At 66.2% G+C, this 25,368-nt stretch carries 25 protein-coding genes, 1 tRNA gene and 1 pseudogene; 11 read left to right on the forward strand and 16 right to left on the reverse strand.

Features of this window, described 5'->3' with window-relative positions:
- Nucleotides 1-20 precede the first annotated feature (20 nt).
- From ACOOHB_RS14975 to dnaK, 5 genes are all read right to left on the reverse strand, one after another.
- Complete coding sequence (locus tag ACOOHB_RS14975) at nt 21-1,301, reverse strand: adenylosuccinate synthase (protein WP_420445620.1); 1,281 nt, start codon at nt 1,299-1,301, stop codon at nt 21-23.
- A gap of 179 nt (nt 1,302-1,480) precedes the next feature.
- Nucleotides 1,481-1,927 (reverse strand): heat shock protein transcriptional repressor HspR, encoded by a 447-nt coding sequence (locus ACOOHB_RS14980; RefSeq protein WP_420445621.1) that lies wholly within the window; start codon nt 1,925-1,927, stop codon nt 1,481-1,483.
- 25 nt (nt 1,928-1,952) lie between these two features.
- Nucleotides 1,953-3,020: a DnaJ C-terminal domain-containing protein gene (locus tag ACOOHB_RS14985; RefSeq protein ID WP_420445622.1), complete on the reverse strand. Its 1,068-nt coding sequence runs from the start codon at nt 3,018-3,020 to the stop codon at nt 1,953-1,955.
- 9 nt (nt 3,021-3,029) lie between these two features.
- Entirely contained in the window at nt 3,030-3,704 is a 675-nt protein-coding gene (locus ACOOHB_RS14990; protein WP_420445623.1) for a nucleotide exchange factor GrpE, read from the reverse strand.
- Nucleotides 3,701-5,518 (reverse strand): molecular chaperone DnaK, encoded by a 1,818-nt coding sequence (dnaK, locus tag ACOOHB_RS14995; protein WP_420445624.1) that lies wholly within the window; start codon nt 5,516-5,518, stop codon nt 3,701-3,703. The genes ACOOHB_RS14990 and dnaK overlap by 4 nt, the downstream gene beginning before the upstream one ends.
- 201 nt (nt 5,519-5,719) lie before the next feature.
- On the opposite strand from dnaK, the gene gpmA reads away from it, so the two are divergent.
- On the forward strand, nt 5,720-6,484 hold the full coding sequence (gpmA, locus tag ACOOHB_RS15000; RefSeq protein WP_420445625.1) for a 2,3-diphosphoglycerate-dependent phosphoglycerate mutase: 765 nt from the start codon (nt 5,720-5,722) through the stop codon (nt 6,482-6,484).
- A 25-nt stretch (nt 6,485-6,509) separates the two neighbouring features.
- Here gpmA and ACOOHB_RS15005 read toward each other — a convergent pair whose 3' ends face one another.
- A complete protein-coding gene (locus tag ACOOHB_RS15005; protein ID WP_420445626.1) occupies nt 6,510-6,863 on the reverse strand; it encodes a P-II family nitrogen regulator in 354 nt (117 codons plus the stop codon).
- A gap of 278 nt (nt 6,864-7,141) precedes the next feature.
- On the opposite strand from ACOOHB_RS15005, the gene ACOOHB_RS15010 reads away from it, so the two are divergent.
- Nucleotides 7,142-7,573, forward strand: a complete 432-nt coding sequence (locus ACOOHB_RS15010; protein ID WP_420445627.1) for a Crp/Fnr family transcriptional regulator — start codon at nt 7,142-7,144, stop codon at nt 7,571-7,573.
- A 104-nt stretch (nt 7,574-7,677) separates the two neighbouring features.
- A complete protein-coding gene (locus tag ACOOHB_RS15015) occupies nt 7,678-9,855 on the forward strand; it encodes a heterodisulfide reductase-related iron-sulfur binding cluster (protein WP_420445628.1) in 2,178 nt (725 codons plus the stop codon).
- Between the two features lie 432 nt (nt 9,856-10,287).
- Here ACOOHB_RS15015 and ACOOHB_RS15020 read toward each other — a convergent pair whose 3' ends face one another.
- Nucleotides 10,288-10,467, reverse strand: coding sequence for a hypothetical protein (locus tag ACOOHB_RS15020; RefSeq protein ID WP_420445629.1), 180 nt, complete (start codon nt 10,465-10,467; stop codon nt 10,288-10,290).
- Nucleotides 10,468-10,724: 257 nt separating this feature from the next.
- On the opposite strand from ACOOHB_RS15020, the gene ACOOHB_RS15025 reads away from it, so the two are divergent.
- On the forward strand, nt 10,725-11,696 hold the full coding sequence (locus tag ACOOHB_RS15025) for an HNH endonuclease (RefSeq protein ID WP_420445630.1): 972 nt from the start codon (nt 10,725-10,727) through the stop codon (nt 11,694-11,696).
- A 35-nt stretch (nt 11,697-11,731) separates the two neighbouring features.
- Here ACOOHB_RS15025 and ACOOHB_RS15030 read toward each other — a convergent pair whose 3' ends face one another.
- Together ACOOHB_RS15030 and dcd are read right to left on the reverse strand one after the other, a co-directional pair.
- Entirely contained in the window at nt 11,732-12,289 is a 558-nt protein-coding gene (locus tag ACOOHB_RS15030; protein ID WP_420445631.1) for an EcoRII N-terminal effector-binding domain-containing protein, read from the reverse strand.
- A gap of 121 nt (nt 12,290-12,410) precedes the next feature.
- Nucleotides 12,411-12,989, reverse strand: a complete 579-nt coding sequence (gene dcd / locus ACOOHB_RS15035; RefSeq protein WP_419551324.1) for a dCTP deaminase — start codon at nt 12,987-12,989, stop codon at nt 12,411-12,413.
- Between the two features lie 128 nt (nt 12,990-13,117).
- Here dcd and ACOOHB_RS15040 point away from each other — a divergent pair.
- Nucleotides 13,118-13,188: transfer RNA gene (locus tag ACOOHB_RS15040), tRNA-Gly, on the forward strand.
- Between the two features lie 3 nt (nt 13,189-13,191).
- Here the strand turns inward: ACOOHB_RS15040 and ACOOHB_RS15045 are convergent.
- From ACOOHB_RS15045 to ACOOHB_RS15075, 7 genes and pseudogenes are all read right to left on the reverse strand, one after another.
- Entirely contained in the window at nt 13,192-13,398 is a 207-nt protein-coding gene (locus tag ACOOHB_RS15045; protein WP_420445632.1) for a hypothetical protein, read from the reverse strand.
- 5 nt (nt 13,399-13,403) lie between these two features.
- Nucleotides 13,404-14,768, reverse strand: coding sequence for a replicative DNA helicase (dnaB, locus tag ACOOHB_RS15050; RefSeq protein ID WP_420445633.1), 1,365 nt, complete (start codon nt 14,766-14,768; stop codon nt 13,404-13,406).
- 195 nt (nt 14,769-14,963) lie between these two features.
- Nucleotides 14,964-15,413 carry a 50S ribosomal protein L9 gene (gene rplI / locus ACOOHB_RS15055; RefSeq protein WP_420445634.1) on the reverse strand — a complete coding sequence of 150 codons (450 nt, stop codon included), beginning with the start codon at nt 15,411-15,413 and terminating at the stop codon, nt 14,964-14,966.
- Between the two features lie 191 nt (nt 15,414-15,604).
- Nucleotides 15,605-15,856 (reverse strand): annotated as a pseudogene (rpsR, locus tag ACOOHB_RS15060) (30S ribosomal protein S18); the annotation flags it as partial.
- Nucleotides 15,856-16,323 (reverse strand): single-stranded DNA-binding protein, encoded by a 468-nt coding sequence (gene ssb / locus ACOOHB_RS15065; RefSeq protein ID WP_420445635.1) that lies wholly within the window; start codon nt 16,321-16,323, stop codon nt 15,856-15,858. The gene ssb and the pseudogene rpsR, both read right to left, overlap by 1 nt.
- A gap of 11 nt (nt 16,324-16,334) precedes the next feature.
- A complete protein-coding gene (gene rpsF / locus ACOOHB_RS15070) occupies nt 16,335-16,670 on the reverse strand; it encodes a 30S ribosomal protein S6 (protein WP_420445636.1) in 336 nt (111 codons plus the stop codon).
- A gap of 272 nt (nt 16,671-16,942) precedes the next feature.
- Nucleotides 16,943-18,679, reverse strand: a complete 1,737-nt coding sequence (locus ACOOHB_RS15075; protein WP_420445637.1) for a transglycosylase domain-containing protein — start codon at nt 18,677-18,679, stop codon at nt 16,943-16,945.
- An 85-nt stretch (nt 18,680-18,764) separates the two neighbouring features.
- Between ACOOHB_RS15075 and ACOOHB_RS15080 the strand changes: the two genes are divergently transcribed.
- The 6 genes from ACOOHB_RS15080 to ACOOHB_RS15105 all read left to right on the forward strand — a co-directional run bounded on the left by ACOOHB_RS15080 (nt 18,765) and on the right by ACOOHB_RS15105 (nt 25,333).
- The gene (locus ACOOHB_RS15080) at nt 18,765-20,090 is read left to right on the forward strand and encodes a CCA tRNA nucleotidyltransferase (protein WP_420445638.1); all 1,326 of its coding nucleotides are present in this window, start codon (nt 18,765-18,767) and stop codon (nt 20,088-20,090) included.
- Nucleotides 20,091-20,133: 43 nt separating this feature from the next.
- A complete protein-coding gene (locus tag ACOOHB_RS15085) occupies nt 20,134-20,529 on the forward strand; it encodes a DUF5318 family protein (protein ID WP_420445639.1) in 396 nt (131 codons plus the stop codon).
- Nucleotides 20,530-20,677: 148 nt separating this feature from the next.
- Nucleotides 20,678-21,160 (forward strand): CarD family transcriptional regulator, encoded by a 483-nt coding sequence (locus ACOOHB_RS15090; protein WP_420445640.1) that lies wholly within the window; start codon nt 20,678-20,680, stop codon nt 21,158-21,160.
- Between the two features lie 23 nt (nt 21,161-21,183).
- Nucleotides 21,184-22,971, forward strand: coding sequence for a murein biosynthesis integral membrane protein MurJ (gene murJ / locus ACOOHB_RS15095; protein WP_420445641.1), 1,788 nt, complete (start codon nt 21,184-21,186; stop codon nt 22,969-22,971).
- A complete protein-coding gene (locus ACOOHB_RS15100; RefSeq protein ID WP_420445642.1) occupies nt 22,968-23,837 on the forward strand; it encodes a DegV family protein in 870 nt (289 codons plus the stop codon). Before murJ ends, ACOOHB_RS15100 begins: the two co-directional genes overlap by 4 nt.
- Nucleotides 23,834-25,333 carry a hypothetical protein gene (locus tag ACOOHB_RS15105; protein ID WP_420445643.1) on the forward strand — a complete coding sequence of 500 codons (1,500 nt, stop codon included), beginning with the start codon at nt 23,834-23,836 and terminating at the stop codon, nt 25,331-25,333. The genes ACOOHB_RS15100 and ACOOHB_RS15105 overlap by 4 nt, the downstream gene beginning before the upstream one ends.
- Nucleotides 25,334-25,368: the final 35 nt, after the last annotated feature.

Here is a 25,368-nt window from a genome sequence, read left to right on the forward strand (position 1 = left end):
CCTCATCGACGCTCCCCGACTCAGGCCGCGAAGCGGATGTACTGCTCGCGGCCCGGGCCGACGCAGACGTACCGGATCGGCAAACCGAGCTGGCGTTCGAGGAACACGATGTAGTCCACGGCCTGCCGTGGCAGCTGCCACCGCTCGGTCACCTTGTCGAGCGGTGTCTTCCAGCCGGGCAGCGTCGCATACACCGGTTCAGCACGGTCGCACAGCGAGCGCAGGTGCGGCAGGTAGTCGTAGCGGCGACCGTCTACTTCGTAGGCCACGCACACCTTGATCGTGTCGATCTCGTCGAGCACGTCAAGCTTGGTGAGCGCGATCTCAGTGCAGGCGTTGAGCCGCACTGCTTGACGACCCATGACGGCGTCGAACCAGCCGCAACGGCGGCGCCTGCCGGTGTTGGTGCCGAACTCGGCACCACGCTCGACCAATTCGTCACCGATCTCATCGTGCAGTTCGGTCACGAAAGGTCCCGAGCCGACCCGGGTGGTGTACGCCTTTGCGATGCCTATGACCTGGTCGATGGCACCAGGACCGATACCCGAGCCGACCAGCGCGAATCCCGCCACCGGGTTCGAGGACGTGACGAAGGGGTAGGTGCCGTGGTCGAGGTCCAGGAACGTTGCCTGAGCGCCCTCGAACAGCACGCGCTCGCCTGCATGCAGCGCCTCGTGCAGCCAGCCAACGGTGTCGCCCACCAGCGGCGCAAGTCGGGGCGCCACCTCGGTGATGAGCTGATCGGCCAGCTCATCGGGATCGACGCCGGGATGGTCGAACACCTGCCGCAAGTAGGAGTTGCGATCGGCGAGCACGCTGAGCAGTCGCTCGCGAAGTGCCAGCGGCTCGAGCAGATCCTCGACGCGCAATCCGACCCGTGCCGCCTTGTCGGCGTACGCAGGTCCGATGCCGCGTTTGGTGGTGCCGAGCTTGGCGTCGCCGCGCCGGGCTTCGGCGAGTTCGTCGGCGATCTGGTGGTATGGCAGCACGAGGTGCGCCGCGGGGCTCAGCATCAGCTTGCTGCAGTCGACGCCTCGGCGCGCCAGCATGTCGATTTCGTCGATCAGCACCCACGGGTTGACGACCACGCCGTTGCCGATGATCGGCGTCACGTGGTCGTACAGCACCCCGCTGGGAATGAGCTGCAGGGCGAAGGTCTCGCCGTCGACGACGATTGTGTGCCCGGCGTTGTGGCCGCCCTGGTAGCGAACGACGTGCTGGCATTCCTTGGCGACGATGTCGACGATGCGGCCCTTGCCCTCATCGCCCCACTGCGTTCCTACGACGATCGAGCCGGGCACTGCTTACCTCGCCAGGGTGTCCGCAAGCCCGGTCGCCGTTGCGGGCGCAATTCGGCGAGTCGTCACCAAGCCAGTCACTGAGCCAGCCTACGAGCGCGCACCCGTCGCGAGCCGGTTCTTGCTGTCGACAGGACCCTTCAAGAGGCTCGTGACAGCGGCTGTGCGGCTTCGGTGCAGCCTCAAGTGGATGCGGCCGGCCCAGGACCGGGCCGCCGCATGAGATCGGTCTGCGGCAGCGGCACCAGTTCACGCCGGTACTGGCGGTGTGTCGCGGCCACGAGGGCCGCTGTCTCTGCTTGAGCTTCGGCCAGCCGGCGTTCCAGCAACGCCACGCGCCCCTCCAGCTCCACCACTCGCTTGACACCAGCCAGGTTGAGACCCTCGCTGGTGAGCTGGCTGATGCGGTCGAGCATGGCGATGTCGCGGTCGCTGTAGCGGCGGCTGCCGCCTGAGGTACGCGCTGGAGCCACCAGACCCTTTCGCTCGTAGATGCGCAGCGTCTGAGCATGCACCCCGGCGAGCTCGGCCGCTACCGAGATGACGTACAACGCCCGGTTGCGTTCCGATGCCGATGCCGATGCCGATGGCTTGCGGCTTGGTTGGTTGGGACGGGGTTGGTTGCTCATGGCAGCTTTCCTTGAGGCCTGAGTCCTACGGCGTGACTCCTGCGGTATCGGAGTTCGTGTCGGTCTCACCAGCAGCGTTGCTGTCGCCGCTGGTGGCGTGACTGTTGGAGCGGTTGGCTGACGGCTCGCCATTTGCGAGCGTGGCCGGCTCCGGATCTGCATTGCGCTGACGCCGGCTCGAGCCCCCCTCGAAGTCGGTGACGTCGCGCAGCGCCTCGACGGCAGCCTGCTCGGCGCCAGACAGCTTCGTCGGCACCGCGATCTCGACGCTCACCAGCAGATCGCCGGTGCCACGGCGCGTCTTGACGCCGCGGCCGCGCACCCGGAACGTCTTTCCCGACGGTGTCCCCGGCGGGATGCGCAGCGTGACCGAGTTCCCACCGAAGTCCAGCATTCGAACGTCCGCGCCGAACACTGCTTCTGGAAACGTGATCGGCACGCTGACGGTCAAGTTGCGAGCGTCCCGGCCGAAATCGGCATCGGTCGCAGCGTCGACGATCACGAAGAGATCGCCATTCGGGCCGCCGCCTGAACCCGGCGATCCCTTGCCGGCCAGCCGGATCCTCCCGCCATCGTCAACGCCAGCGGGGATGCGTACCTTCACCTTGCGCATGCCGCCCGACGACGGGTCCGGCACGGCGACCTCGGTGATCGCGCCTTCGACCGCGTCGCGGAACGAGACGCCAACCCGCGTCTCGAGATCCTGGCCCCGCATCGGCATCGGGCCGCCGCGGCCGCCTCGCCCGCGGCCGTCGCCGAACAAGTGGCCGAAGATGCCACCGAGGTCGCCCAAGTCCTCGATGCGGATGCTGAAGCCGCCGGGCCCCGATGCGAAACCGCCCATTTGAGGACCGAACCCTGCGGGACCCATGCGACGGGCCTCGTCGTAGGAGGCCCGCTTCTCCGAGTCCCCGATGACGTCGTACGCCGCGGAGATCTGCTTGAAGCGCTCTTCGTCGCCGTCGCTCGAGTCAGGGTGGTGCTGGCGTGCGAGCTTCCGGTATGCCTTGGTGATGTCGGGGTCCGACGCATCGGGCGAGACTCCCAAGACCGCGTAGTAGTCGGTCTCGAACCACTCGCGTCGTGGGTCCATCGTCGTCCCCTACGCCGTGCGTACCTTGACCATGGCGGCACGCAGCACACGACCGTCGAAACGGAACCCGCTGCGCAACTCCTCGGTCACCACCTGGTAGTGGTCGTTGCGATCGTCGGATGGGTCGCCGGATGCGGTCGGAGCCGCACCATCGCTCCCCACTGTCTCACCGGATGCCTCGCCATTGCCGGAGCCGTCCTCGTCGGGATCAGGATCTTCCTCGGGTGCGGCCTCGATGGTCACGGCCTGATGCTGGGTGGGATCGAACGGCTCCCCGACGGCGTCGATGCGTTCGAGACCCGCCTTTCCCAAAGCCACCATGAGCGCCTGACCCACGGCTGCCACTTCGCTGTGGCCCTGCGTGGTGGCCGCGTCGCACCCGTCGAGCACTGGCAGCAGCGATTCGACCAGACGACTGACTCCAGCGGACACCTGTTGGCGTCGCTCTGCTTCGACCCTTCGTCGGAAGTTCTGGAACTCCGCTCGCTGGCGCTGTAGCTGATCCAGATAGTCGTCGCGCTCAGCCGTCACGGTCTCGAGCTGGGCGGCCAATTCAGGAGCCTCCGCATCGATGCTCGCGCTCACGTCGGCACCGTCATCGTTGGGCATCTCGTGCTCGCTGGCGTCGAGACGCGCCGCGGGCTCATCGGCGGCCGGAGCCGGCTGGGACGTTGAGCGGCTCACTTCTCCTCGTCCACGATCTCCGCGTCAACGACATCGTCGTCGGATCCGGCACCGTCAGCGCCCCCAGAGGAGGTCGCGGCCGCTGCCTCGTACAGCTTCTGGCTCAAGGCGCCGCTGGCGGCAGCAAGCGTCTCGGTTGCCGACCGGATCGCGTCGAGGTCGTCGCTCTCCAGCGCCTCGCTGGCAGCCGACAGCGCGGACTCCACTGGTTCTTTGTCCTGCGCAGCAATGCTGTCACCTTGCTCATCGAGCAGCTTGCGGGTCTGGTACACGAGCGTGTCTGCGTTGTTGCGTACCTCGGCCTCTTCACGTCGGCGAGTGTCCTCGGCGGCATGCGCCTCGGCGTCGGACATCATCCGCTCAATCTCGTCGGGCGACATGGCCGTCTGCCCAGTGATGGTGATCGACTGCTCCTTGCTGGTTGCGCTGTCCTTCGCAGAGACGTGGACAATGCCGTTCGCGTCGATGTCGAATGCCACCTCGATCTGCGGCACGCCCCGCGGTGCCGGCGGCAGGCCAACCAGCTGGAACTTGCCCAGCGTCTTGTTGCCCGCGGCCATCTCCCGCTCGCCCTGCAGCACGTGGATCTCCACCGACGGCTGGCCGTCTTCGGCGGTGGTGAACATCTCCGACCGGCGCGTGGGGATCGTGGTGTTGCGCTCGATGAGCCGCGTCATCACACCGCCCTTGGTCTCGATGCCGAGGCTGAGCGGCGTGACGTCGAGCAGCAGTACATCGGTGACTTCGCCCTTCAGCACCCCGGCCTGGATCGCTGCGCCAACCGAGACCACCTCGTCGGGGTTCACTCCCTTGTGGGGCTCGCGGCCAGTGAGCTCGGTCACCAGCTTCTGCACGGCAGGCATGCGCGTGGAGCCGCCTACCAGGATGACGTGTTCGACGTCGGTCTTTGCGAGGCCTGCGTCGGTGATGGCCTGCTCGAACGGCGGCCGGCAGCGCTTCAGCAGGTCGAAGGTCAGCTCTTCGAACTTGGCTCGGGTCAGCTCGTAGTCGAGGTGGAGCGGACCGCTGTCGGTTGCAGTGATGAACGGCAGGTTGATCTGGGTGGTCTGCTTGGAGGACAGGTCCTTCTTGGCCTGCTCGGCCGCCTCACGCAGCCGCTGGCATGCCATGGCATCGGTGCTCAGGTCGACCCCGTGATCGCCCTTGAACGACGCCACCAGCCACGCCATCACCGCGGCGTCCCAGTCGTCGCCGCCGAGGTGGGTGTCGCCCGCGGTGGACTTCACCTCGAAGACGCCGTCGCCGATCTCCAGCACTGATACGTCGAAGGTGCCGCCGCCGAGGTCGAACACCAGGATCGTCTGGTCGTCGGTCTCCTTGTCGAGGCCGTACGCCAGCGCGGCAGCTGTGGGCTCGTTGATGATGCGCAGTACGTCGAGCCCGGCGATCTTGCCGGCCTCTGTGGTGGCGGTCCGCTGCGCGTCGTCGAAGTACGCCGGCACCGTGATCACCGCCTCGGTCACGGTGTCGCCGAGGTACTGCTCAGCGTCGAGCTTCAGCTTCTGCAGTACGCGGGCCGAGATCTCCTGCGGTGTGTAGTTCTTGTCATCGATCTTCTTGCCCCAGGAGGTGCCCATGTGCCGCTTGACCGAGGTAACGGTCCGGTCAGGGTTGGTGACCGCCTGCCGCTTGGCGACCTCGCCGGTCAGCACCTCGCCGTTGCGGGCAAAGGCCACGACCGATGGCGTCGTGCGATCACCCTCGGCGTTGGCGATGACGGCAGGCTCGCCGCCCTCCATCGCAGCCACCACCGAGTTCGTGGTTCCCAGGTCGATTCCGACAGCCTTGGGCATCGTTGTGCCTTTCGTAATGAGTCATCCCGACGCCGGTTCGGGCCGGAATGTCGATAACTTGTCTAAGGCAAGCATATAACTTGAGTGCGTCATTAGCAACTTCCTTAAGTGACCCTCTGGAACGGGGGCTTCCAAGGGCTGCCAAGGAGCGTTGCGTCGGGGCATTTCGGTGGACACGACGGCGGGCTACCGTGCACGCCCATGGCATCGGCACCCGGCGAACCCGTCGATCAGCACGCCTCACGCCGACCGGGTGCACCCGCGCACACGCTTGTACTCGTGCGCCACGGCCAGAGCGCGTGGAACCTCGAGAACCGCTTCACCGGCTGGTGGGACGTCGGTTTGACCGACGAAGGCCAGGCTGAGGCTCGCGCCGGCGGCGCCGCTCTCGCGTCAGCAGGCATCGAGCCCGACGTCGTCCACACATCGCTGCTGCGGCGCGCCATCCAGACCGCCAACACGACGCTTGACGTGATGGGCCGAGGCTGGCTGCCGGTACGTCGTCATTGGCGCCTGAATGAGCGGCACTACGGAGCGCTCACGGGGCTGAACAAGTCAGAGATGGCGGCTCGCCATGGTGCCGACCAAGTCCATCTCTGGCGCCGCAGCTACGACGTGCCTCCCCCGTCGATGCCCGCCGGCCATGAGTTCGACGTCGCCGGCGACCCGCGCTACGCAGGCTTGGCCGCGGGCGACGTGCCGCGCACCGAGTGCCTCGCCGACGTCGTGAAGCGGTTGCTGCCCTACTGGTACGACGGCATCGCCCCCGACCTGTGGGCGGGACACACCGTGCTCGTGGCCGCCCATGGCAACAGCCTGCGGGGTCTGGTCAAGCACCTCGACGGGATCGGCGACGCCGAGATCGCCGAACTCAACATCCCAACCGGGGTTCCTCTGGTGTACGAACTCGGCGCCGACCTCACTGTCGCTTCGGAGTGCTCGGTCGAAGACCGCTATCTGCGCTGAGCGGCAACGTCTCCGGCTGTCACGGCTAGAGGGCGTCGATGCCCCGCTCACCGGTGCGGATGCGCACGACGCTGTTCACCGAGGTGACCCACACCTTGCCGTCGCCGATGCGCTCGGTGCGCGTGGATTCCACGATGGCATCCACGACCCGCTCCGCCAGCTCGGTAGCGACCAGCACCTCGATCCGAACTTTCGGAATGAAGTCAACGTGATACTCGGTGCCCCGGTAGGTCTCGATGTGCCCGCCCTGACGGCCGAACCCCCGTACTTCTGATGCCGTAAGTCCTGTGATGTCGAGATCTCGGAGTGCCTCGAGCACCATCTCCAGACGGTGCGGCTTGATGACTGCCGTCACCATTGCGACCGACGCCTCAACCATTGGGCCCTCCCGACTGCGCCATTCCCATAGGCCGTCTACCCCAAGGGTCGCACGCCGCGTGATCGATTGCACGCAACCTGTTGAACAGCGCGCATGCGCACGCAATCCCCAGCGTCAGACCCGACGCCAACCAGAATCGTGGCGAGGCTTTCCTTTGAACTTGGGACGCAAGCGCTAACCTCTGGCGCGTCGTGGGGACCGGGCGAGTGCTACGGTCCGGCGTTTGCAGGGCCTAAGGGTCCCGGCGCAATCGGCCACTCTGGCAAGGGGAGCGGGATATGTCTGTGGCGAATCGTGTGGAGAGTCTGCGTGAGATCGATCTGTTCTCCGACTGCAGCAAGAAGGAACTCCAGCACATCGCACGTGCCGCCGAGCAGGTCGACTACACCGCCGGCGACAACATTGTCGAGGAGGGCAGCGGCGGTGCCGCTGCCAGCTATGCCTACGTGATCGTGCACGGCACCGCTGTGGTTCGCCGCAACGGCCGCAAGGTTGCCGAGATCGGCGAAGGCGAGACCATCGGTGAGATGGCGCTGTTCGACGACGGACCGCGCACCGCATCGGTGGTGGCTGCCACCGACATGGAAACGATCATGCTGTCGCGCCGAGCGCTGAAGGGCATCATCGACAGCACCCCGTCGGTTGCGCACAAGCTGCTGTCGGAGCTCGCTGCCCGCCTGCGCAAGGCAAACCGCAAGCTCTACGGCTGAGCCGCCCCAGCACCCACAGCGTTCTTGCGGCCTCGTGAGCCCTTCGACGCCGCAGGCGTCTATGGCTCCCGTTACCCGCGGGGTTGTCAACTAACTTCGCCAGCGTGAGCAAGCCACCCCTCCGGCCGCACCAGCTCGTGCTGGGCATCGGCATCGCATTCGCTGCAATCACCGCTGCCTCGGGCATTGCGGCGGCAGCCTTTGGATTCCACGAAGACACCGACGCCGCGCATCGCGAGGTGTTCGGCAACGTGCCGGGCGGGGTCAAGTTCACGTTCTACGTCTTGACGTGTGTGCTGATCATCTACGGAGCGTGGAACTTCGCTCAGCGCACGCGAAACTGGCAGCGCGGCGCACCCGACCGTCGCTCCACCACGGCGGCCAACGCCCGCCGACGACTGCATGACTACCGCGGCGGCGTGCTCATGCAGACGCTGCTGCGTGACCCGGCGGCAGGCGTCATGCACGCGCTGCTCTACTACGGCTTCCTCGTGCTGCTGGCCGTCACCACCACGCTCGAGATCAATCACCAGCTGCCCACGGCGGCCAAGTTCCTCGTCGGCCCCACGTACCAAGGATTCAGCTTCGTCGGCGATCTGGCCGGGCTGATCTTCTTGTTGGGCGCAGTGTGGGCGATCGTTCGCCGGTACGCGGCTCGGCCGTATCGCATCCGGATCAAGTCCCGGCCCGAGCACATGGTCATCCTGATTGTGCTCGCTGGGCTGGGCGCAACCGGGTTCGTGACCGAGGCCATGCGGATCGTCCTCGACGGCCGGCCCGCCTACGAGCAGTGGTCGTTCATCGGCTACCCGCTGTCGGCGGCATTCGAGAGCGTCGGCCCCATCGCCGGGTGGCACCAAGCTCTGTGGATCGCCCACGTGGGCTGCTTCATGGCGTTCCTGGCGATGCTGCCCATCACCATGCTGCGGCACATGTTCACGTCGCCGCTCAACATGTACTTGCGCGACCGCGAGCGGCCCAAGGGCGCCATGCGCATGGTCCCCGACCTCATGGAGGCCGAAGACATCGAGACCATCGGTGTGTCGGTGATCAACGAGTTCACCTGGAAGCAGCTGCTCGACACCGACGCGTGCACCATGTGCGGCCGATGCACCGCCGTCTGCCCGGCTCACCTCACGGGCAAACCGCTCGATCCCCGCGAGATCGTGCTCAAGACCGGCGAGATCATGGCGGCAACTGGCTCCCACGGCACGGTGACGCCGCCCATCGGCACCGACGCCGAGATCACGGTGTCAGCCGATTCGATGTTCGAGCGGATCACCCATGACGAGCTCTGGGCGTGCACGACGTGTCGGGCGTGCGACGAGGCTTGCCCGGTGAATATCGAGATCCTGGACAAGATCCTCGACATGCGGCGCTACCTCACGTTGATGGAGAGCGACTTCCCCGCCGAGTTGGGCAGCGCATTCCGCGGCATGGAGAACAACGCCAATCCGTGGAACCTGAACAACGGCGAGCGGGCCGACTGGGCCGATGGGCTCGACGTCGAGGTGGTCGATCCCGACGACGCGTTCGACCACGAGTACCTGTACTGGGTCGGCTGCGCAGGATCATTCGACGACAAGAATCGTCGCGTCTCGGTGGCCACGGCGAAGCTGCTCAAACGCGCCGGGGTCGACTTCGCCATCCTGGGGCCGGGCGAGAACTGCACCGGCGACAGCGCCCGGCGGTCCGGCAACGAGTACCTCTTCCAGATGCTCGCATCGGAGAACATCGCTGCGCTCAACGGCATGGGCGTCCGCAAGATCATCACGCAGTGCCCGCATTGCTTCAACACCCTGCAAAACGAGTATCCGCAATACGGCGGCAGCTGGGAGGTCATCCATCACTCCCAGTTCCTCGAACAGCTCGTAGCCGACGGGCGGCTGGACCTCTCCGGTGCCCGGCTCGACGAGCGTGTCGTGTACCACGACTCGTGCTACCTCGGCCGCCACAACGACATCTATCTGGCACCCCGCAATGTCATCGGCAGCCTGGGCGGCGTCGAGATCGTGGAAGCACCCCGCAACGGCACCAAGGGCATGTGCTGCGGTGCGGGCGGCGCTCGCATGTGGATGGAAGAAACCATCGGCACCAAGGTGAACGACGAGCGCTCGCGCGAACTGCTCGACACCGGTGCCGATCGCATCGCGACGGCGTGCCCGTTCTGCTTCATCATGATCGACGACGGAGTGAAGGGTCACGGGGTCGAAGACGACCAGGTCAAGGTCGCCGACATCTCCATCCACCTCATCGACGCCCTCGAAGCCGGCGAGGGCTGAGCCCCAAGGCATCCACCAACGCTCGAGCGGCACAAGAGACCGAGATGCCAGGCCCGTCCAGCGCGTCGTCAGCGCCAAGTCACGGGCCAAGACGCAGCTTGCATAGCAGGGTTCTCAAGGACGGGTGAAGATGTCGTGCCCGCCGCATCGCCGCCACTTCACATGTCGCTGGCCTTCGCGAATTGACTCGCCCCACTCGAAAGTCGCCCGCCCGTCAGGTGCCCAAGACATCTCGAACACTCCTGGCACATCTGTGACCGGCTTCACTCGCAGACCTGGTCGAAATCTGTCCCGCTCTCCAGCTTCCATCGCCTGCACGTCTGCGACAAAGGCCTGTAGCGCCGCCAGGAAGCGACGACAGTGGTCCGACGACATGCCAGCGAAGTCGCGTCGGAACGCCGCCGACGTGTCGTATGTCGGCACGAGCGTCGGTCAGACGAGCTCTTCGAGCGACGTGATCAGGTCTTCAGACGTGTAGTGACGGGCGAACCGGCCAGCCGCAAAATCCCCATCCGGGTCGGGGACGGGATCAGGATTCGGCATGGGCGGCGGGGCACGTGACGCACTGGTCTTGGCATGCCCGGTGTTACGCGCTGTGGTGTCGGGAGACATGGACCGTGTCCTCCTGCCGCGACCAATACGGCTGTGTAGCCACGCTACGCAACCCAGAGCGGGATGTACAGCCGATATAGCCCTTCGGCGAGGTTCTCTGACGACGACCTCGTGATGGGCCGTTGGATCGATGCCAACTCGCTTCACTTCAGACCGCCCGGCGATCACTCCCTTGTGAGAGCAGTGGACTACTAACGCCCTCGTCGCATCGCTGGCTGCGAGCCTTGGCCGACCGCGGAATTTCCTAGGATCATCGGATGCCATCGCTGGCTGCTTACCTGGAATTGACGGACGCCCAAGCTCGCGCCCAATGGGGGCGCATCGACCGCCGCGTACCGAGGAAGAAGCAGGAGCCGTACACCTCCGTCGAAGTCATCCTGTGCTGTGCGCTATTCCGAATCGTCGATCCGCATCGATTTGGCGGGCGCAACATCGACCATGTACCGGATGAGATCACTCGCCTCGCGGATCTCTTCGTTCGGTCGCCCGCCTCCATCACCAGCAAGATGTTGAATCTCGACGGCTCACGCGCCAATGCCGCGGCCAACGAGGCGCTGTTCTTCGACGCGATGGCAGCAGATCCGGCGCATTTTTCGGCGTTGTACGAGCGGGTCTTGATCGCAGCCCGCCACATGGGCATCACTCCCGAGCGACTGCCTGATTTTGTCGAACGCGACCCAGGTGGCGGCATCGTGCTCCTTGGACAGGATCACCTGCCTCAACAACCGCTCGTCGAAGCTGTCGAACTGCTCGCGGCCAAGATTCGAGCGCGTCAACTCGCTGCCAGTGACGCCCAGACGGCCCGAATCGCAGAACAGACCATCCGGCTTGGGCAGCATCGGTTCGCAAAGGAAGTGCTTGCCAACTACAAACATCAATGCGGGTTTTGCAGTTTCGCCCCGCGTTCGTTACCTCGCAAGCGGCTACTCATCGCATCTCACATCAAGCCGTGGGCTGCCTGCAACGACGCCGAACGGCTCGATGCTTCGAATGGGATCGCTGCGTGTCCCATGCATGACGCAGCGTTTGACGCTGGCCTCATCACTATCAACGGAGGTCTGCGCGTCCATCGAGCGAGTCGATTGCAGCAGAGCGTCCGGGTCGACCCCGGCGTCGATCACAACTTCGGACGAACCCTGCGAAGCACCCTGCGGGCACCGGAACGCGCAGCGCCCGAGTCCCTGTACCTCGACTGGCACCAGCAGCACGTATTCGCCGACGTTCTCTGACCGCCGAGAACATCTCGCCCCATCCCTCCGACGCATCACCACTCGTCTGCAGGCATCTCGTGTGGCAGCCACCTCGGCAGTCGATCATCGCCAGATACCCGCGCCGCGCGAGCGCCCCAAATAACCGCGTAGCCGGGTTCAACAGGTCCCAGGCGGTCCTCAATCTGGTCTTCCTCCTTGATCGTTCGACATACGACATAGTCACATTGGATTCCTCGCCGCGAGCGCTCGAACGCGAGCACCGCCAAGGCGCCAGAGTTCTCGGGATCTCGAAGTGGCGACGCAACACCGGAGAGATCGTGGAGCCGCGCCCGGCCTTGGGTGCCTTTACCAGACCCAAGACCGTGCCAAACGAGGACCCCGGCGCTGGTGTCCCCGAATGCACCCACCAGAGCCACGGGCGCTGTCTGGTCGTTTCCGCCGCGCAAGCGGAACTCCGGAGCGAGATCAAAGATCAAGTTGCGAGGTAGATGCAGGCCGTCGGATCTGCCATCGTCACCTCCCAATTCTGGGTAGGCCAGCCGCTTGGCGCAGATGATTCGAGCATCACGTATCGCCTTGGCGAGCCAATCAGTCGCATCAATTTCGTTCATGCAACCTGGCATACCATGCCACTGGCGCGACCAGGACGAACGGAGGCGCAGCACCGCCGACGCGCCGACGATTGGGCGAGCATCTTGGCCTTGTTGCCCAGCCGTGGGTGCCCGCCAACGCCTACAACAGGCGGCGGGAGCGGAAGTTCTCGTGGTAGCGGCTGGGTGTCGGGCCGCGTTGGCCCCGATACTTGGACCCCAGCAGCTCGGCGCCGTATGGGTGCTCGGCCGGTGTGGTCATCTCCATGAAGCTGATCTGGCAGATCTTCATGCTGGGGTACAGCGTGATCGGCAGGTTGGCCACGTTGGACAATTCGAGGGTCAGGTAGCCGTCCCATCCGGGATCGACGAATCCTGCTGTGGTGTGGATGAGCAGGCCGAGACGCCCCAGCGACGACTTGCCTTCGATGCGCCCGACGAGGTCGTCTGGCACCGCCACCCGCTCAAGGGTGGAGCCCAGCGCGAACTCGCCGGGATGGAGGATGAACGCGTCACCCGCGGCGACTTCGACCTCCTCGGTCAGGTCCGTCTGGTCCTCGATGACGTCGATGACCCGGCGAGTGTGATTGCGGAAGACCCGGAAGCTGGCATCCAGCCGTAGGTCCACCGATGAGGGCTGCACTGCTGCATCGCCCAGCGGTTCAATGACGATACGGCCGGTCTCCAAGGCTTCACGGATGCTCCGGTCCGACAGGATCACCGCAGTCTCCCTCTGCCGCACGCTCCCGGCGCCACTCCTGGGGTGGGCCGACGGGCGACGATAGTGTCGCCAAGCCTTTCAGGACGCCCGTCAAGATGCCTGCACTGAATAGGCTCTGGCGTCGGTCCGCGGGTGTAGTTCAATGGCAGAACTTCAGCTTCCCAAGCTGATAACGGGGGTTCGATTCCCCTCACCCGCTCACTCACCCCCACAGGAGGGTCGCGAGCCCCCAGATGGCCGCGACAAGCCCCACGAGCGCGAGCGGCACGGCGCGTCGCGCGGGCGCTCGTACCAGCTCTCCCCCGTCGCCGGCACGCCGCGGCCGCGCCATGGCTGCCACGTTGCCGACGAACAGCGCGCCACCCAGCGCCAAGACCAGGTACGGGATGAGATCTTCGCCAAGAAACACGGTGTTCAGTTCTCGTGGGCCATGTCGGCAAAGAGCGTGTACTGCGGCATGAACGCCAAGCGCGCCGTGCCCGTCGGTCCGTTGCGGTGCTTCGCAACGATGATCTCGGCCATGCCTCGCTCAGCGGTTTCTTCGTTGTAGACCTCGTCGCGGTAGATGAACATCACGATGTCGGCGTCCTGCTCGATCGAGCCTGATTCGCGTAGGTCAGACAGCATTGGCCGCTTGTCGCCGCGGGATTCCAGGTTGCGGCTCAGCTGCGAGAGCGCCACGATCGGCGTCTCGAGCTCTCGGGCCAAGATCTTCAAGCCGCGTGAGATCTCTGCGATCTCCACTTGGCGGTTCTCGGCGTTCGCTCGGCCGCTCATGAGCTGCAGGTAGTCGACCACGATGAGTCCCAAGCTGCCCAGACGGCTGCGCAGCCGGCGGGCCTTGGCACGGATCTCGGTGACGGTCACGTTCGGGTTGTCGTCGATCCACATGTGCGCGTCGCCCAAGCGGCCCACGCTGCGCGTGATGCGGTTCCACTCCTCGGCACGCAGCTGGCCCGTACGCACCCGGGTGGCATCGACGCGGGCATCAGAGGCCAGCAGCCGGCCCGTCAGCTCGGCATGGTTCATCTCCAGCGAGAACAGCAGAACTGGCTCCTGGAGTTCGAGAGCCACGCTGGAAGCCAGCGTCAATGCGAACGCTGTCTTGCCCATCGCGGGCCGGCCGCCCACGACCACCAACGACGACGGCTGGATGCCAGCCAGAATGCGGTCCAACGAGTTGAAACCGGTCGCCAGGCCGGAGAATGCATCGCCCCGTTCGTACAGTTCCTCCAGCCGATCCAGGCTTTCGTCCAACAAGTCGTGCAACGACTGGGTGGAGTCGATGATGCGGCGCTCGGCCACGCTGAATACCAGGGATTCCGCTTGGTCGATGGCAGCGGCCGTGTCACCGGGCCGGCTGTAGGCCAATTCGGAAATTTCCGATGAGACAGCGATGAGGCGCCGCAGCAACGCGGTGTCCTCCACGATGCGCGCGTAGCGGTCGACGTGAGTCAGCGTCGGCGTGACGGCTTCGAGTGTCAGCAGGCGCTCGGATCCCCCGGCGGCGACGAGGTTGCCGGTGCGTTCGAGCTGATCGGCGACTGTCAGGCAGTCGACAGGTTCCGAGGCGGTATAGAGCGCCTCGATCGCCTCGAACACGAGACCGTTCGCCGGCACGTAGAAATGGTCGGCACCGAGACGCTCGACCGCAGCGCCGATGGCATCTCTCGAGAGCAGCATCGCGCCGAGCACCGACTCCTCAGCATCGACGTTCTGCGGCGGGACCCGGCCACTGGGTCGGCGCGCGACATCGATCTGAAGCTCGGCGAGACTCATCGCCAGTGACTCTCTCGCGCATTGCCTGGGGACCGACAGTCCCACTTCCGGTGGATATCTCGGCCCAAAGATGTGGACAAACAGCCGCTTGTCCACATGCCCTGCGCAGCCGATGAGATCACACCCCCATCAAACAGATGGGGTGTCACACCAAAACTGGCGAACCCCTCGTCGGAGGGGCCAGCCGGCGCAGCGCTAGCTGAGCGCGACGACCTCGACGTTGAACGTGAACGCCACCTCGGGATGAAGCTGCGCCGAGACTTCGTGCGAACCCACGGTCCGGATCGGCGCAGGCAGCGTCAGCTTGCGCCGATCGATCTCGACGCCCGTACGGGTAGTCATCGCAACGGCAATTTCGCTGGTGGTGACCGATCCGTACAGGTGCGAACCCGATCCCGCCCGGGCAGCGATCGTCACACCGTCCGCGACGAGCTGCTGTGCGACACGCTCGGCCGTCTCGCGCTCGCGCAGGTCACGCACCGAGCGTGCCCGAGCCATGGCAGCAGCCTGGCTGACCGTGCCGTCTGTCGCTCGCAAGGCCAGCCCACGGGGTATCAGGTGATTCCGGGCGAACCCGTCGGCGACGTCGATGACAGAACCTGCGTTGCCGACACCGTCGACGTCGCTTCGCAGCACGACCTTCATGCTTGCTCTCCGTCAACCGCCACAGGCAGTTGTTCAACGACGACGTCGAGGAGCTCTTCAGCCCCGTTGTCGTTGTCTTTCTGCTCGTCGACCACAGGCCCATCTGCCCGGTCGGAGGGCGGCCGGCGGTCGTCGCCCTGGCGTGGACCGCGTCGCTTGTCACCGCGTCGCTGCGTCATCGGCCGGCGCGCGTACTCAATCAACGCCATCTCCCGAGCGGTCTTGATGGCACGCGCCACCTCGCTCTGCTGCTGGCGATTGTTCCCAGATACTCGCTGGGCGCGGATCTTGGCTCGCTCCGAGATGAAAGACCGGAGCAGTTCGGCGTCCTTATAGTCGACATAGGTCGCACCAGACGTCGTGAGCGGGCTGATTTTTCGCCTCCGCGGACGATTGCGCAGATCCTTTGTGCGCGCTCGACCGGTTCGCTTGCGTGGTGGCATTAGAAGGGCTCCTCCTCTGGTGAGTGCTGCGGCGGGCTGTCGCCGGCCTCCCAAGCGGGGCCGCCCCCGCGACGTTCGCGGGTCCCGCCAGCTTCGCCCGCAGGTCCCCGTGGGGTTCGTGTGATTTCGGCAGTCGCCCAGCGCAGCGACGGTGCAATCTCGTCGGCGACGATCTCGACGACGCTGCGCTGCTCGCCGTCCGGTGTCTCCCAGCTGTGCTGCTCGAGCCGACCGGTGACGACCACGCGGTTGCCCTTGGCCAGCGACTCGCTGACGTTCTCGGCAAGTTCGGCCCAGCAGACGACGTTGAAGAAGCTGACTTGCTCCTCCCAGTCGTTGGTCTGGCGATTCATCCACCGCCGGTTCACGGCCATGCCGAGCACTGCCCGGGCGCGGCCGGTCTGGGTGAATCGAAGTTCGGGATCGCGGGTGAGATTACCCACCACGGTGATGGTGTTGTCAGCCATGACGCCTCCGCTTAGTGGCTGTTGGTCGACCCCGCGTCGATCAATCCGCGTCGCTGCGCTTCGTCGTCGGGGAGTCGAATGAGCTTGTGGCGGACGACTTCGTCCGCGATCCGCAGGTATCGCTCTACCGGGTCCATCGCTCCGGGCTCAGCCCGCAGTTCGATGACCGAGTAATAACCGCGTGTCTTGTGGTTGATCTCGTACGCAAAATCGCGCAGACCCCAGAAGTCGAACGAGGCAACCTCGCCGATCTCCGAAATCCGGCCTTGGACATCATCCATGGCCTTGCGGGCTTCAGCGTTTTCCAGGTCACCATCGCAGATGACCATTAGCTCGTATGCGCGCAATTGGGGGCGACCTCCTGTGGACCCGCCGGGGCGGGGCCCCTTTCGGGGCAGGGACTGGTTGATGCACCCACCTTGCGAGCCCGACCCCAATGAGCGGACTTGCGGCAAGCGTCACTGACGCCTGTGGCCGAACGGGCACGCAGTGCCCGTGGTGCTCTCGCAACGCTAGGCCCGGCGCCCGGCGATCGCACCTGCATTTTCTGTCGCGACTGTGACTTCGACCCGCTGCCCCTCATGCCGAGCGGCAGTCCCGCGGTGCCGCGAGACCACGTTCAGCCGGAGTCTTGCGGTGTCCCGGGCGGGTACTGCAAGAGATCCAGCACTGCCGCGAACAGCCGACTCGCCCGCGAAGCAGCGTCGACCGGGCCGCGTGGTGAGCTCAACGTGATGCGCACCGCAGCGGTGTAGTGAGAAGTCCACCCCACGAACCATGCATCGCCGGTTTCTGGTGAGATCCCCGCTCGGCCGAGCGCTGTGGCACCCGACGGCAGAGTGATCGTGTCCATGTCCGGACGCAGCTCGGAGACCGCGGCCGCCTCGAAGACGGTCGTGCGATTCATCAGCCAACGGTCGGTGTCGCGGTCTCGCAGCGATCGACTCGGTGCTGCGTCATCTGCCTCCAGCACGATCCGAGAGGGGCGTTCCTCCCCGCCGGTGGCGACAACGCTGAACGCTGCTGCAACCTGGGCGACGTCGGCAGCTTGCGCGACGACGTCGGAGGAGATGTTCGGAGCGATCCATGGACCCAGGGCGCTCGCGGCCGAGCCGAGGAGATCGCCGAGTGGCCGTGGGCGCAATCTGGACACAACATCGACGTCGTTCGCCGGCCCGGCGGCGACACTCACGAGCACGCGCACGTCACCGCTGCGGTCCAGCACGACGACGTCGGCGCCGGCTGCGGGACCGAGCTGATCGCGAACCGTCTCAACAGCGGCATGCTGGGCAGGCAGGTCAAGGCTGGTCGTGACATGCAGGCCGGCAGTGACGACCCGATGAATGCCGTACCGCTCGACCAGCTGCAAGTACGCCTCCCCTACCGCCGTCACGAGGCCGGCGTCGGCGACGAGCATCCGGACGTACCCGCCCGCCGCCTCCCCCAGTGCGTCGGAGCCAGCCGCTCGGACGTCGGACTCGACCGGCACCGATCGCCCTGCTGCCAGCTCATCGGAGGTGAGAACACCGTGCTCGTACATGGCCACCAGTACCCGGTCTCGACCGAGTCGGGTCGGTCGGTACGGGTCGTCGGGACGATCCGATGTCGCGTCGACACCCCAAGGAGCGTCAATGAGCGAAGCGATGTAGGCCGCTTGGGTCACCGTGAGATCGGACGCCGGGACGCCGTACCAAACAGTGGCGGCGGCATGCACGCCGTAGGCGCCGCGGCCCAGGTACACGACGTTGGCAAAGCGCTCAAGGATTTCTGGTCGGCTGAGCTGGCGGCCCAGCCGCAGCTCTGCCAACAACATGCGCGCCTCGGCGTCCGCGCCGGTGTCGTCGTCGTGGACGGTGTCGAGATACCTGCGCATGATCCCGTCACCGGAACGGGAACCGTCTCCGTCACCCGGAGCGTCCGGCTCATCCCAGACCCGCCGCAGGGAATCTGCGTATGACCTGGCATCGACGCCGTCGCGCTCCAAGAAGCTCGGGTCCAGCACCGCAACGATGGCGTCGACAAGTGCAGGTGCCATGTCCTCGAGGCCGAGCGAAGCGTGCGCGACGCTCGGGCCGATCTCGGCAATCGGCGTGCCGTAGCGGTCATACAGCACGCTCGGCACCACCTCGGTATGGGCAGGTGGCGACCGCAGGCTGTCGAACACTCGACTGCCGACACCCACCGCAATTGCCAGCGCCAATATCAGCCACAACAGCCGGCGCGCCCAGCGCTGAGGGGCCGGCGCCGCCCGGGCACTTCGGCCCGACCGGACCGGCTCACGGGCGGCTTCTACAGGGGCGCCCGAGGTCGGGGACCCCGATGAGGTGGGCGTGCCAGAAGGGCTGGGGCGGTCCATGTCGCTCGCGCGGCGCAGAGTACAGCGAACGTGCGGGCCAACATGGTTGCCAACATGGGCGCAGCCGATTTGTACCCTCACAGTGGTGGGATCGAACCCGACCCGAGCACCCCGGTCGGGCACGCCAGCGCTGAGCGACGATGACCGGCGCGAGCTGTACGGGCGGATCGGTCCGCTTGCAGCGGCGTTCACCCGCGCGGGGTACCGCTTCTTCCTCGTTGGCGGGCTTGTGCGCGACACGCTGCTCGGTCACGGGCTCACCGGCGACATCGACGTCACGACCGACGCGATTCCCGACCAGATCACCCAACTGGTCGCCGGCTGGGCGGACACGGTGTGGGAACAGGGAAAGGCATTCGGCACCATCGGTGCGCGCCGCAAAGACATCACAGTCGAGATCACCACGCATCGAGCCGAGTCCTACGACAGCGGTTCGCGCAAGCCCCACGTGCGCTTCTCCGACGACATCGCGACCGATCTGGGGCGGCGCGATTTCACCGTCAACGCCATGGCCATCGAAGTGCCGGGCTGGACGTTGTACGACCCGTTCGGTGGATTGGCGGATCTGGCGAACGGTGTCCTGCGCACGCCGTCGGAGCCAGAGGGATTGTTCACCGATGATCCGCTGCGGATGCTGCGAGCTGCTCGATTCAGCGCGCAGCTCGCGCTCACCCCTACGCAGGAATTGGTCACGGCAATTCGCCACATGCGTCCGCGCTTGGCCATCGTGTCGCGTGAGCGCATTGGGACAGAACTCACCAAGTTGCTGGAGCTGCCGCGGCCCTCCGCCGGAGTGAGATTCCTCGCCGACACGGGCCTGCTGGGCGACTTGCTGCCGCCGTGGCAGCAATCCGGCACTGCCGTTCCGGCTCCGGCGTTGGACGTCGTCGGCGACCTCGACGAGCGAGTCGAGATTCGCTGGGCGATTCTGCTGGGACTCGTCTGCGACGACGAAACCACCGCTGCTCGCTGCCTGTCTGCGCTTCGTATCAGGGGCGCGACAATCACCGGGGCCATCGCGATCGGGCGGGCTGCGCGTGCGCTCCAGACGGCCTCCGCTGATGCGACGGCGTCAGGTGTCGACGGATCCGACAACTGGCGACCGGTTGCTCGTCGACTGGTCGCGGATCATGGCCCGCAGCTGGACGCCGCCACCGTCACCGCGACCGCTTGGGGCGGCTCGCTGAGCGAGACGTTCGCCAGGTCGCTGGCGGAGGTCAAAGCAGCCGAAGGCGAAGCCCTCAGGCGTCTCCCCGTGGACGGCCACCGCGTCATGGAGGTGCTCGGGAAGTCGGGTCGCGTGGTGGGTGAAGCTCTGGCATGGCTGCGCAACCAGCAGATCGAATACGGCCCGTTGAGCTCCGAACGTGCCTGCGAGCTGCTCGCGGAGTGGGATCGGCGACGGCCGTAATAGGGGACGGGTGCATTTGAAGCCGCGCACTAGCGTGAGCCGCGTGACGCTCCAGCCTCACATTGCACCCGAGCCCGCTCCGGCCGTTCCCGGATCGGTCGACTACCGCCTCAGGCGACGGCGCCTGCTTGCCGACGTGGAGGCGGGTGTGGTCTCACGTGCCGAAGCCTGCGATGCGCACCCCGATCTGTTGCGGGCGGCTCGCAACGCAGCCCCGCCGCTGGGCCGCAGCTGCCCGCTGTGCCCCGACGGTGATCTCCGCGTCGTCGGCTATGTGTTCGGCCCCCGCATGGGCAGCGGAGGCAAGTGCGTGCTCTCGGATGCAGAACTCCAACGCGTCGCACAGCGAACCGGGAACTTCGTGGCCTACGAGGTGGAGGTTTGCCCCAAGTGCGGCTGGAACCACCTCATCCGGCGCTATCCGCTGGGCCCCAGCTGATGAGGCGACACACCTGGGCAGCCTGAATGCCGTCCGCTCAGTGAGTCGGGCCCGGCAGTGGCAGCAGTGGGAGTTTCTGGCATCCTTCTAGCTGTCCGGCGCAGGCCTCTACGGGCTCCCGCAGCAGCCGGCGGCGGAGCAGGTGACGATGAAGTTTGAGCTTGGCGACCGCGTGATCTACCCCCACCACGGTGCAGCGGAAATCACAGCCCGGGAAGAGCGCGACGAATTCGGCGAAACCCGCGAGTACCTGGTGCTCAAGACCGCTCACGGCGATCTGACCGTCAAAGTCCCCGCCGACATGGTCGACGAAGTCGGCATGCGGCCGCCGATCGACACCGACGACGTCGAGGATCTCTTCGAGCTGCTCGCCAAGAAGGACGTGCGTGAGCCGGCCAACTGGAGTCGGCGCTTCAAGAATCACCAAGAGAAGCTGAAGTCCGGCGACATCTACCAAGTCGCCGAGGTGGTGCGAAACCTCGCGCTTCGTGAGAACGCCAAGGGTCTCTCGGCCGGCGAGAAATCGATGCTCGAGAAGTCCCGGCAGATCCTCGTGTCGGAGCTGTCCATCAGCATGGACGTCACCGAGGACGAGGCTCGCCAACAGGTGGAACTGCGGCTCGCCGGCTGAGCGAGCAGCGACCGGGCGCGAAGATGCGCCAACCGCAGGGCGCCGGGGCAGCTGCCGCTGGCATCGGCGTCTCTCGCCTGTCAGGTCTCGCACGCACGGCGCTCATCACCAACATCCTCGGGATCGGCACCATCGGCGATGCCTTCGCGGCAGCGATGCGTATCCCGAACTTCCTGCAGAACCTCCTGGGCGAAGGTGCGCTGTCGGGGGCATTCGTCCCGGCGTACAGCTCGCTGACCGAACGCGATGAGCGTGCGGCGGGACGGCTCGCCGGAGCGATCGCAACCTTCCTGGTGGCGATCACGGCCACCGCAGCGCTGATCAGCGTCTTCGTCGCACGGCCATTGGTGCGGCTCATCGCCTGGGGCTTTGTCGGTGAACGCTTCGAGCTGACCGTCACTCTCGTGCGCATCACGGTGTGCGGCACGGCGTTGGCGGTGCTGAGCGCGTGGTGCTTGGGCGTGCTCAACAGCCACCGACGCTTCTTCCTCTCCTATGTGGCGCCGGTGGTGTGGAACGCCACCCAGATTGCGGTGCTCGTCGGCGTGCTCGCGTGGGGAGTCGCGGGCGCCGACCGCGCAACAGCACTGGCCTGGGGCGTGACCGCAGGCGCGGCTGCCCAAGTGTTGGTGCAGCTGCGGGGCGTCTGGCGGGCAGACCCTCAGATCGCGCTGAACTTCGGCTGGCGCGAGCGGGAGGCGGCAGGTGTCATCAAGCGATTCGGTCCTGCGGTGGCTGGACGGGGTGTGCTGCAGATCTCCGCATTCCTGGATCTCGCGCTGGCTTCGTTGCTCAGCGTGGGGGCGGCGGCAGCAATGGCCGCTGCACAGACGCTGTACCTGTTGCCGTTGAGCCTGATCGGCACCAGCATCGCCGCAGCCGAGCTGACCGAGTTGAGCCGGGTCCGCGATCCCGCAGCCATTGCAGAGCGCACAACTCGACGCCTGTGCGCCACCGCCTTCGCGGTCTCGGGCGTAGTGGCGATCTACTTCGCAGCCGGACGACCCCTCACTGACACGGTGTTCAATCTGGCCGGCCTCCGCAACGCGATCGCAACTGACGACATCACCCTGATCGCCTTGGTGCTCGGCGCCTACTCAGTGGGTCTGGTGCCGCTGGTGGCTTCGCGGCTCTGCCAGAACGTCCTGTTTGCTGCCCGCGACACGCGCACGGCCGCCACCATCGCAGCAATCCGGCTGGCCGTATCGCTGGCCATCGGCGCTGCGGTGATGCTGCCGCTGGACCGGGTGCTCGTCCTCGACGGTGCCCTCACCGGGTTCGGCGACATCGATCTGTTCTCGCTGGAGTCCACCTGGTCGTTGCTGGACTCCAAGATTCGCTCCAATCCCGCGCTCCCGGCCCGCCTGGGCGCCGTAGGTCTGGCCATCGGCGCAGCAGTCGGGGCATGGGTCGAATTGGGATTGCTGCGCCGAGCTCTCCTGCGGCGCCGTTCCGCTCGAACTGGGCTGCCGCGCCAAGCTGACTGGCCGAACCAGCGGCTGTTCGGCGGCGCGCTCGGCCGTCATCTGGTGCCGGCCGCCGTGGCATTCGTCGTCGGCCTCCCAATAGCGCTGGCGCTGGAGGGCCTGCCCTCGGTACTGCGAGCTGCCGTCGCGGTGCTGGTCATGGCAGGGTTCCACCTTGGCTGCGGGCTTGCACTCCGGCTGCCCGCGGCCAGAGCACTAACTTCGCAACTGTCCCGACTCGTACTGAACCGGCGGCAGCGCCCGCACGACAACGCGGGCGGTACCACGGGCGACGACACAGTTCAGTCCCCTACTGACGACAATGAAGGAGGCGTGACCCAATGACAGCGCAAGCCCCGGTGCACATCATCACCGACAGTTCCTGCGACCTCAGCGACGACGTAGCCACAGAGCTCGGCATCACGATCATTCCGCTGGAAATCCGGTTCGGCATGCAGACGTTCACCGACCGCGTCGAGCTGAGCACGGCCGATTTCTGGGAACGGTGCAGAGCAAGCGATGATCTGCCGTCCACTGCCGCGCCCTCTCCCGGTGCCTTCACCGAGGCGTATCAACGCGCTGGCGACGCTGGCGCGAGCGAGGTCGTCGTCATCACGCTGAGCGGTGGCCTCTCCGCCACGATCGAAGCAGCACAGCAAGCTGCATCGCAGCCCCCGGACGGCATCACATGCCACGTTGTCGACAGCCGCTCCGTGAGCGCAGGCCTCGGCTTGCTCGTCATGGGCGCGGCGCAGCTCGCCTCGGGCGGCGCCAGCGGGGCCGAGATTGCCGAAGCTGTGCGCTCGGCCGCGCCGCGGGTCCGCGTTCACGCCGCCCTCGACACCTTGGAGAACTTGCGCAAGGGCGGCCGGATCGGCGCGGCGCAATCACTGCTCGGTTCGGTGCTGTCGATCAAGCCGCTGATCACGGTCACCGACGGCCGCGTCGAACCTGCGGGCAAGCAGCGGACGCGCACTCGCGCACTCACGCACCTGGTCGACTTGGTGTCAGCCGAGAGCGCCAACATTTCCCAGCTCGCCGTGATGCATGCGGACTGCGCTGACATCGACGATTTCGTGGCACGGATCGCGCCGCTCACCGACATCGAGCCCATGGTGATCCTGATCGGCCCCGTGGTCGGCGCGCACACGGGTGTCGGCACCATCGGTGTGGTCTTCATCGAGCGAGAGTCCGCGCCGCACCAGGAGTGACCAACACCGCCTCGAGCGAACGGTACGAACGACGCGAGCTGCTGCAGCCGGGGGCTGTGGAGACGTGGTCGGGGCTCGACCGGACGCTCAACCGACCCGTCACCATTCGCCGCGCCAATGCCGACAGCGAGATCGGGCACCGGCTGCGCCTGCAGGCCAAGGCGCTTGCGCGGGTGGAGCACCACGGCCTCTTGCACATCCTCGACACCTATGACGATGCGGACCACTTCGCGATCGTCACCGAGCAGTTGCCCACGACGTTGCTCGTCGACGAGCTCACGGCCCCCAACGGAGACACGAGGCGGCTTGCCGCGCCCGAAGCAGTCCGCATCGTCATTGCAGTAACGGAGGCGCTGGCCGTCCTGCACAGCGCGGGTTTCGCTCACGGCGGCGTCGACGCCGACTACATCGGATGGCGCGCCGAGGTGGGATGGGTCATTCTCAACGGCCCGCCGACCGACGATGCCGTGACCATCCCGGCCACTCGGCGAGCTGATTTGGTGTCGCTCGCTGTGCTCGCGCATCGCCTGATCGTCGGGGCGGCGCCTCAGCGGCGTTCCGACGGGACGTGGGAGCTCGACTCCGTCATTCCTGACGTTGTGGCACCTGTGCTGGCACGGGCAATGAGTGCGTCTGATCCGTGGCCCGACGTGCCGTCGATGCTGCTCGCGCTGCGGTCGATTGTGGACGACTTGCCGATATTCGACGGCGTGCGCACGGACCGCAGGTCGGTGTGGCAGGCGGAACGGCACTGGTTGGCCCCTGTTGGCGTGCTCGTGGCCGCTGCTGCGACGCTGGTTGGTATCGCACTGCTCATCGAGCAGCCGGCTGATCGCAGCAGCGAAAACGCCGCGCCATCGGTCGAGACCACAGTCCAGGATCCTGATGCACCGACGGTCGTCACGATTGCCCCGGCCGCGAGCGCGAGCGCGACTGCCGCGCCGCAAACGACGCCTGCAATCGTGCCCGCACCGACAACGACCCAAGTCCGCCACACGCCGATCCTCCTCGAATCCATCACCGATTTCGATCCCGCCGGTGACGACCGGATCGAGCATCCCGAACGGTTGATCTTCATCAACGACGGCGACCTGACGACCGGATGGAGCACGGCGCGCTACAGCTCGCGCGACTTCGGCGGCCTGAAGGACGGTGTCGGACTCATTGTCGTGCTCACGGGTGACGAGCCGCGCCCGATCGAGCGCGTGGCTGTCGACTCCCCCTCTGTGGGTTGGTCCTTCGAGGTGTACGCATCGGGCGAGCGCAATCGCACGCTGATCGACTGGGGCCGCGCTCTGGCCGCCGCGCAGGACATCACCGGTTCGACCTCTCTGGACGTGCCCGCCACCGACGCTGCGGCTGTGCTCGTGTGGATCACCGATCTCGGTGATGAACTGCCCAGCGGGGGGCACCGGGTGACCATTTCCCGGATCGAAATCGGCGCCAGTGCCGTCACTGCCGAGGCGCCACCGGGCACCGATGCCGTCACGCCCTAGAGGTCGAGCGGCGGGGCCGGCGGGTTCGCCTTTGT

The sequence above is a fragment of the Candidatus Poriferisodalis sp. genome (assembly GCF_965215815.1).
Classification (GTDB): Bacteria; Actinomycetota; Acidimicrobiia; order Acidimicrobiales; family Poriferisodalaceae; genus Poriferisodalis.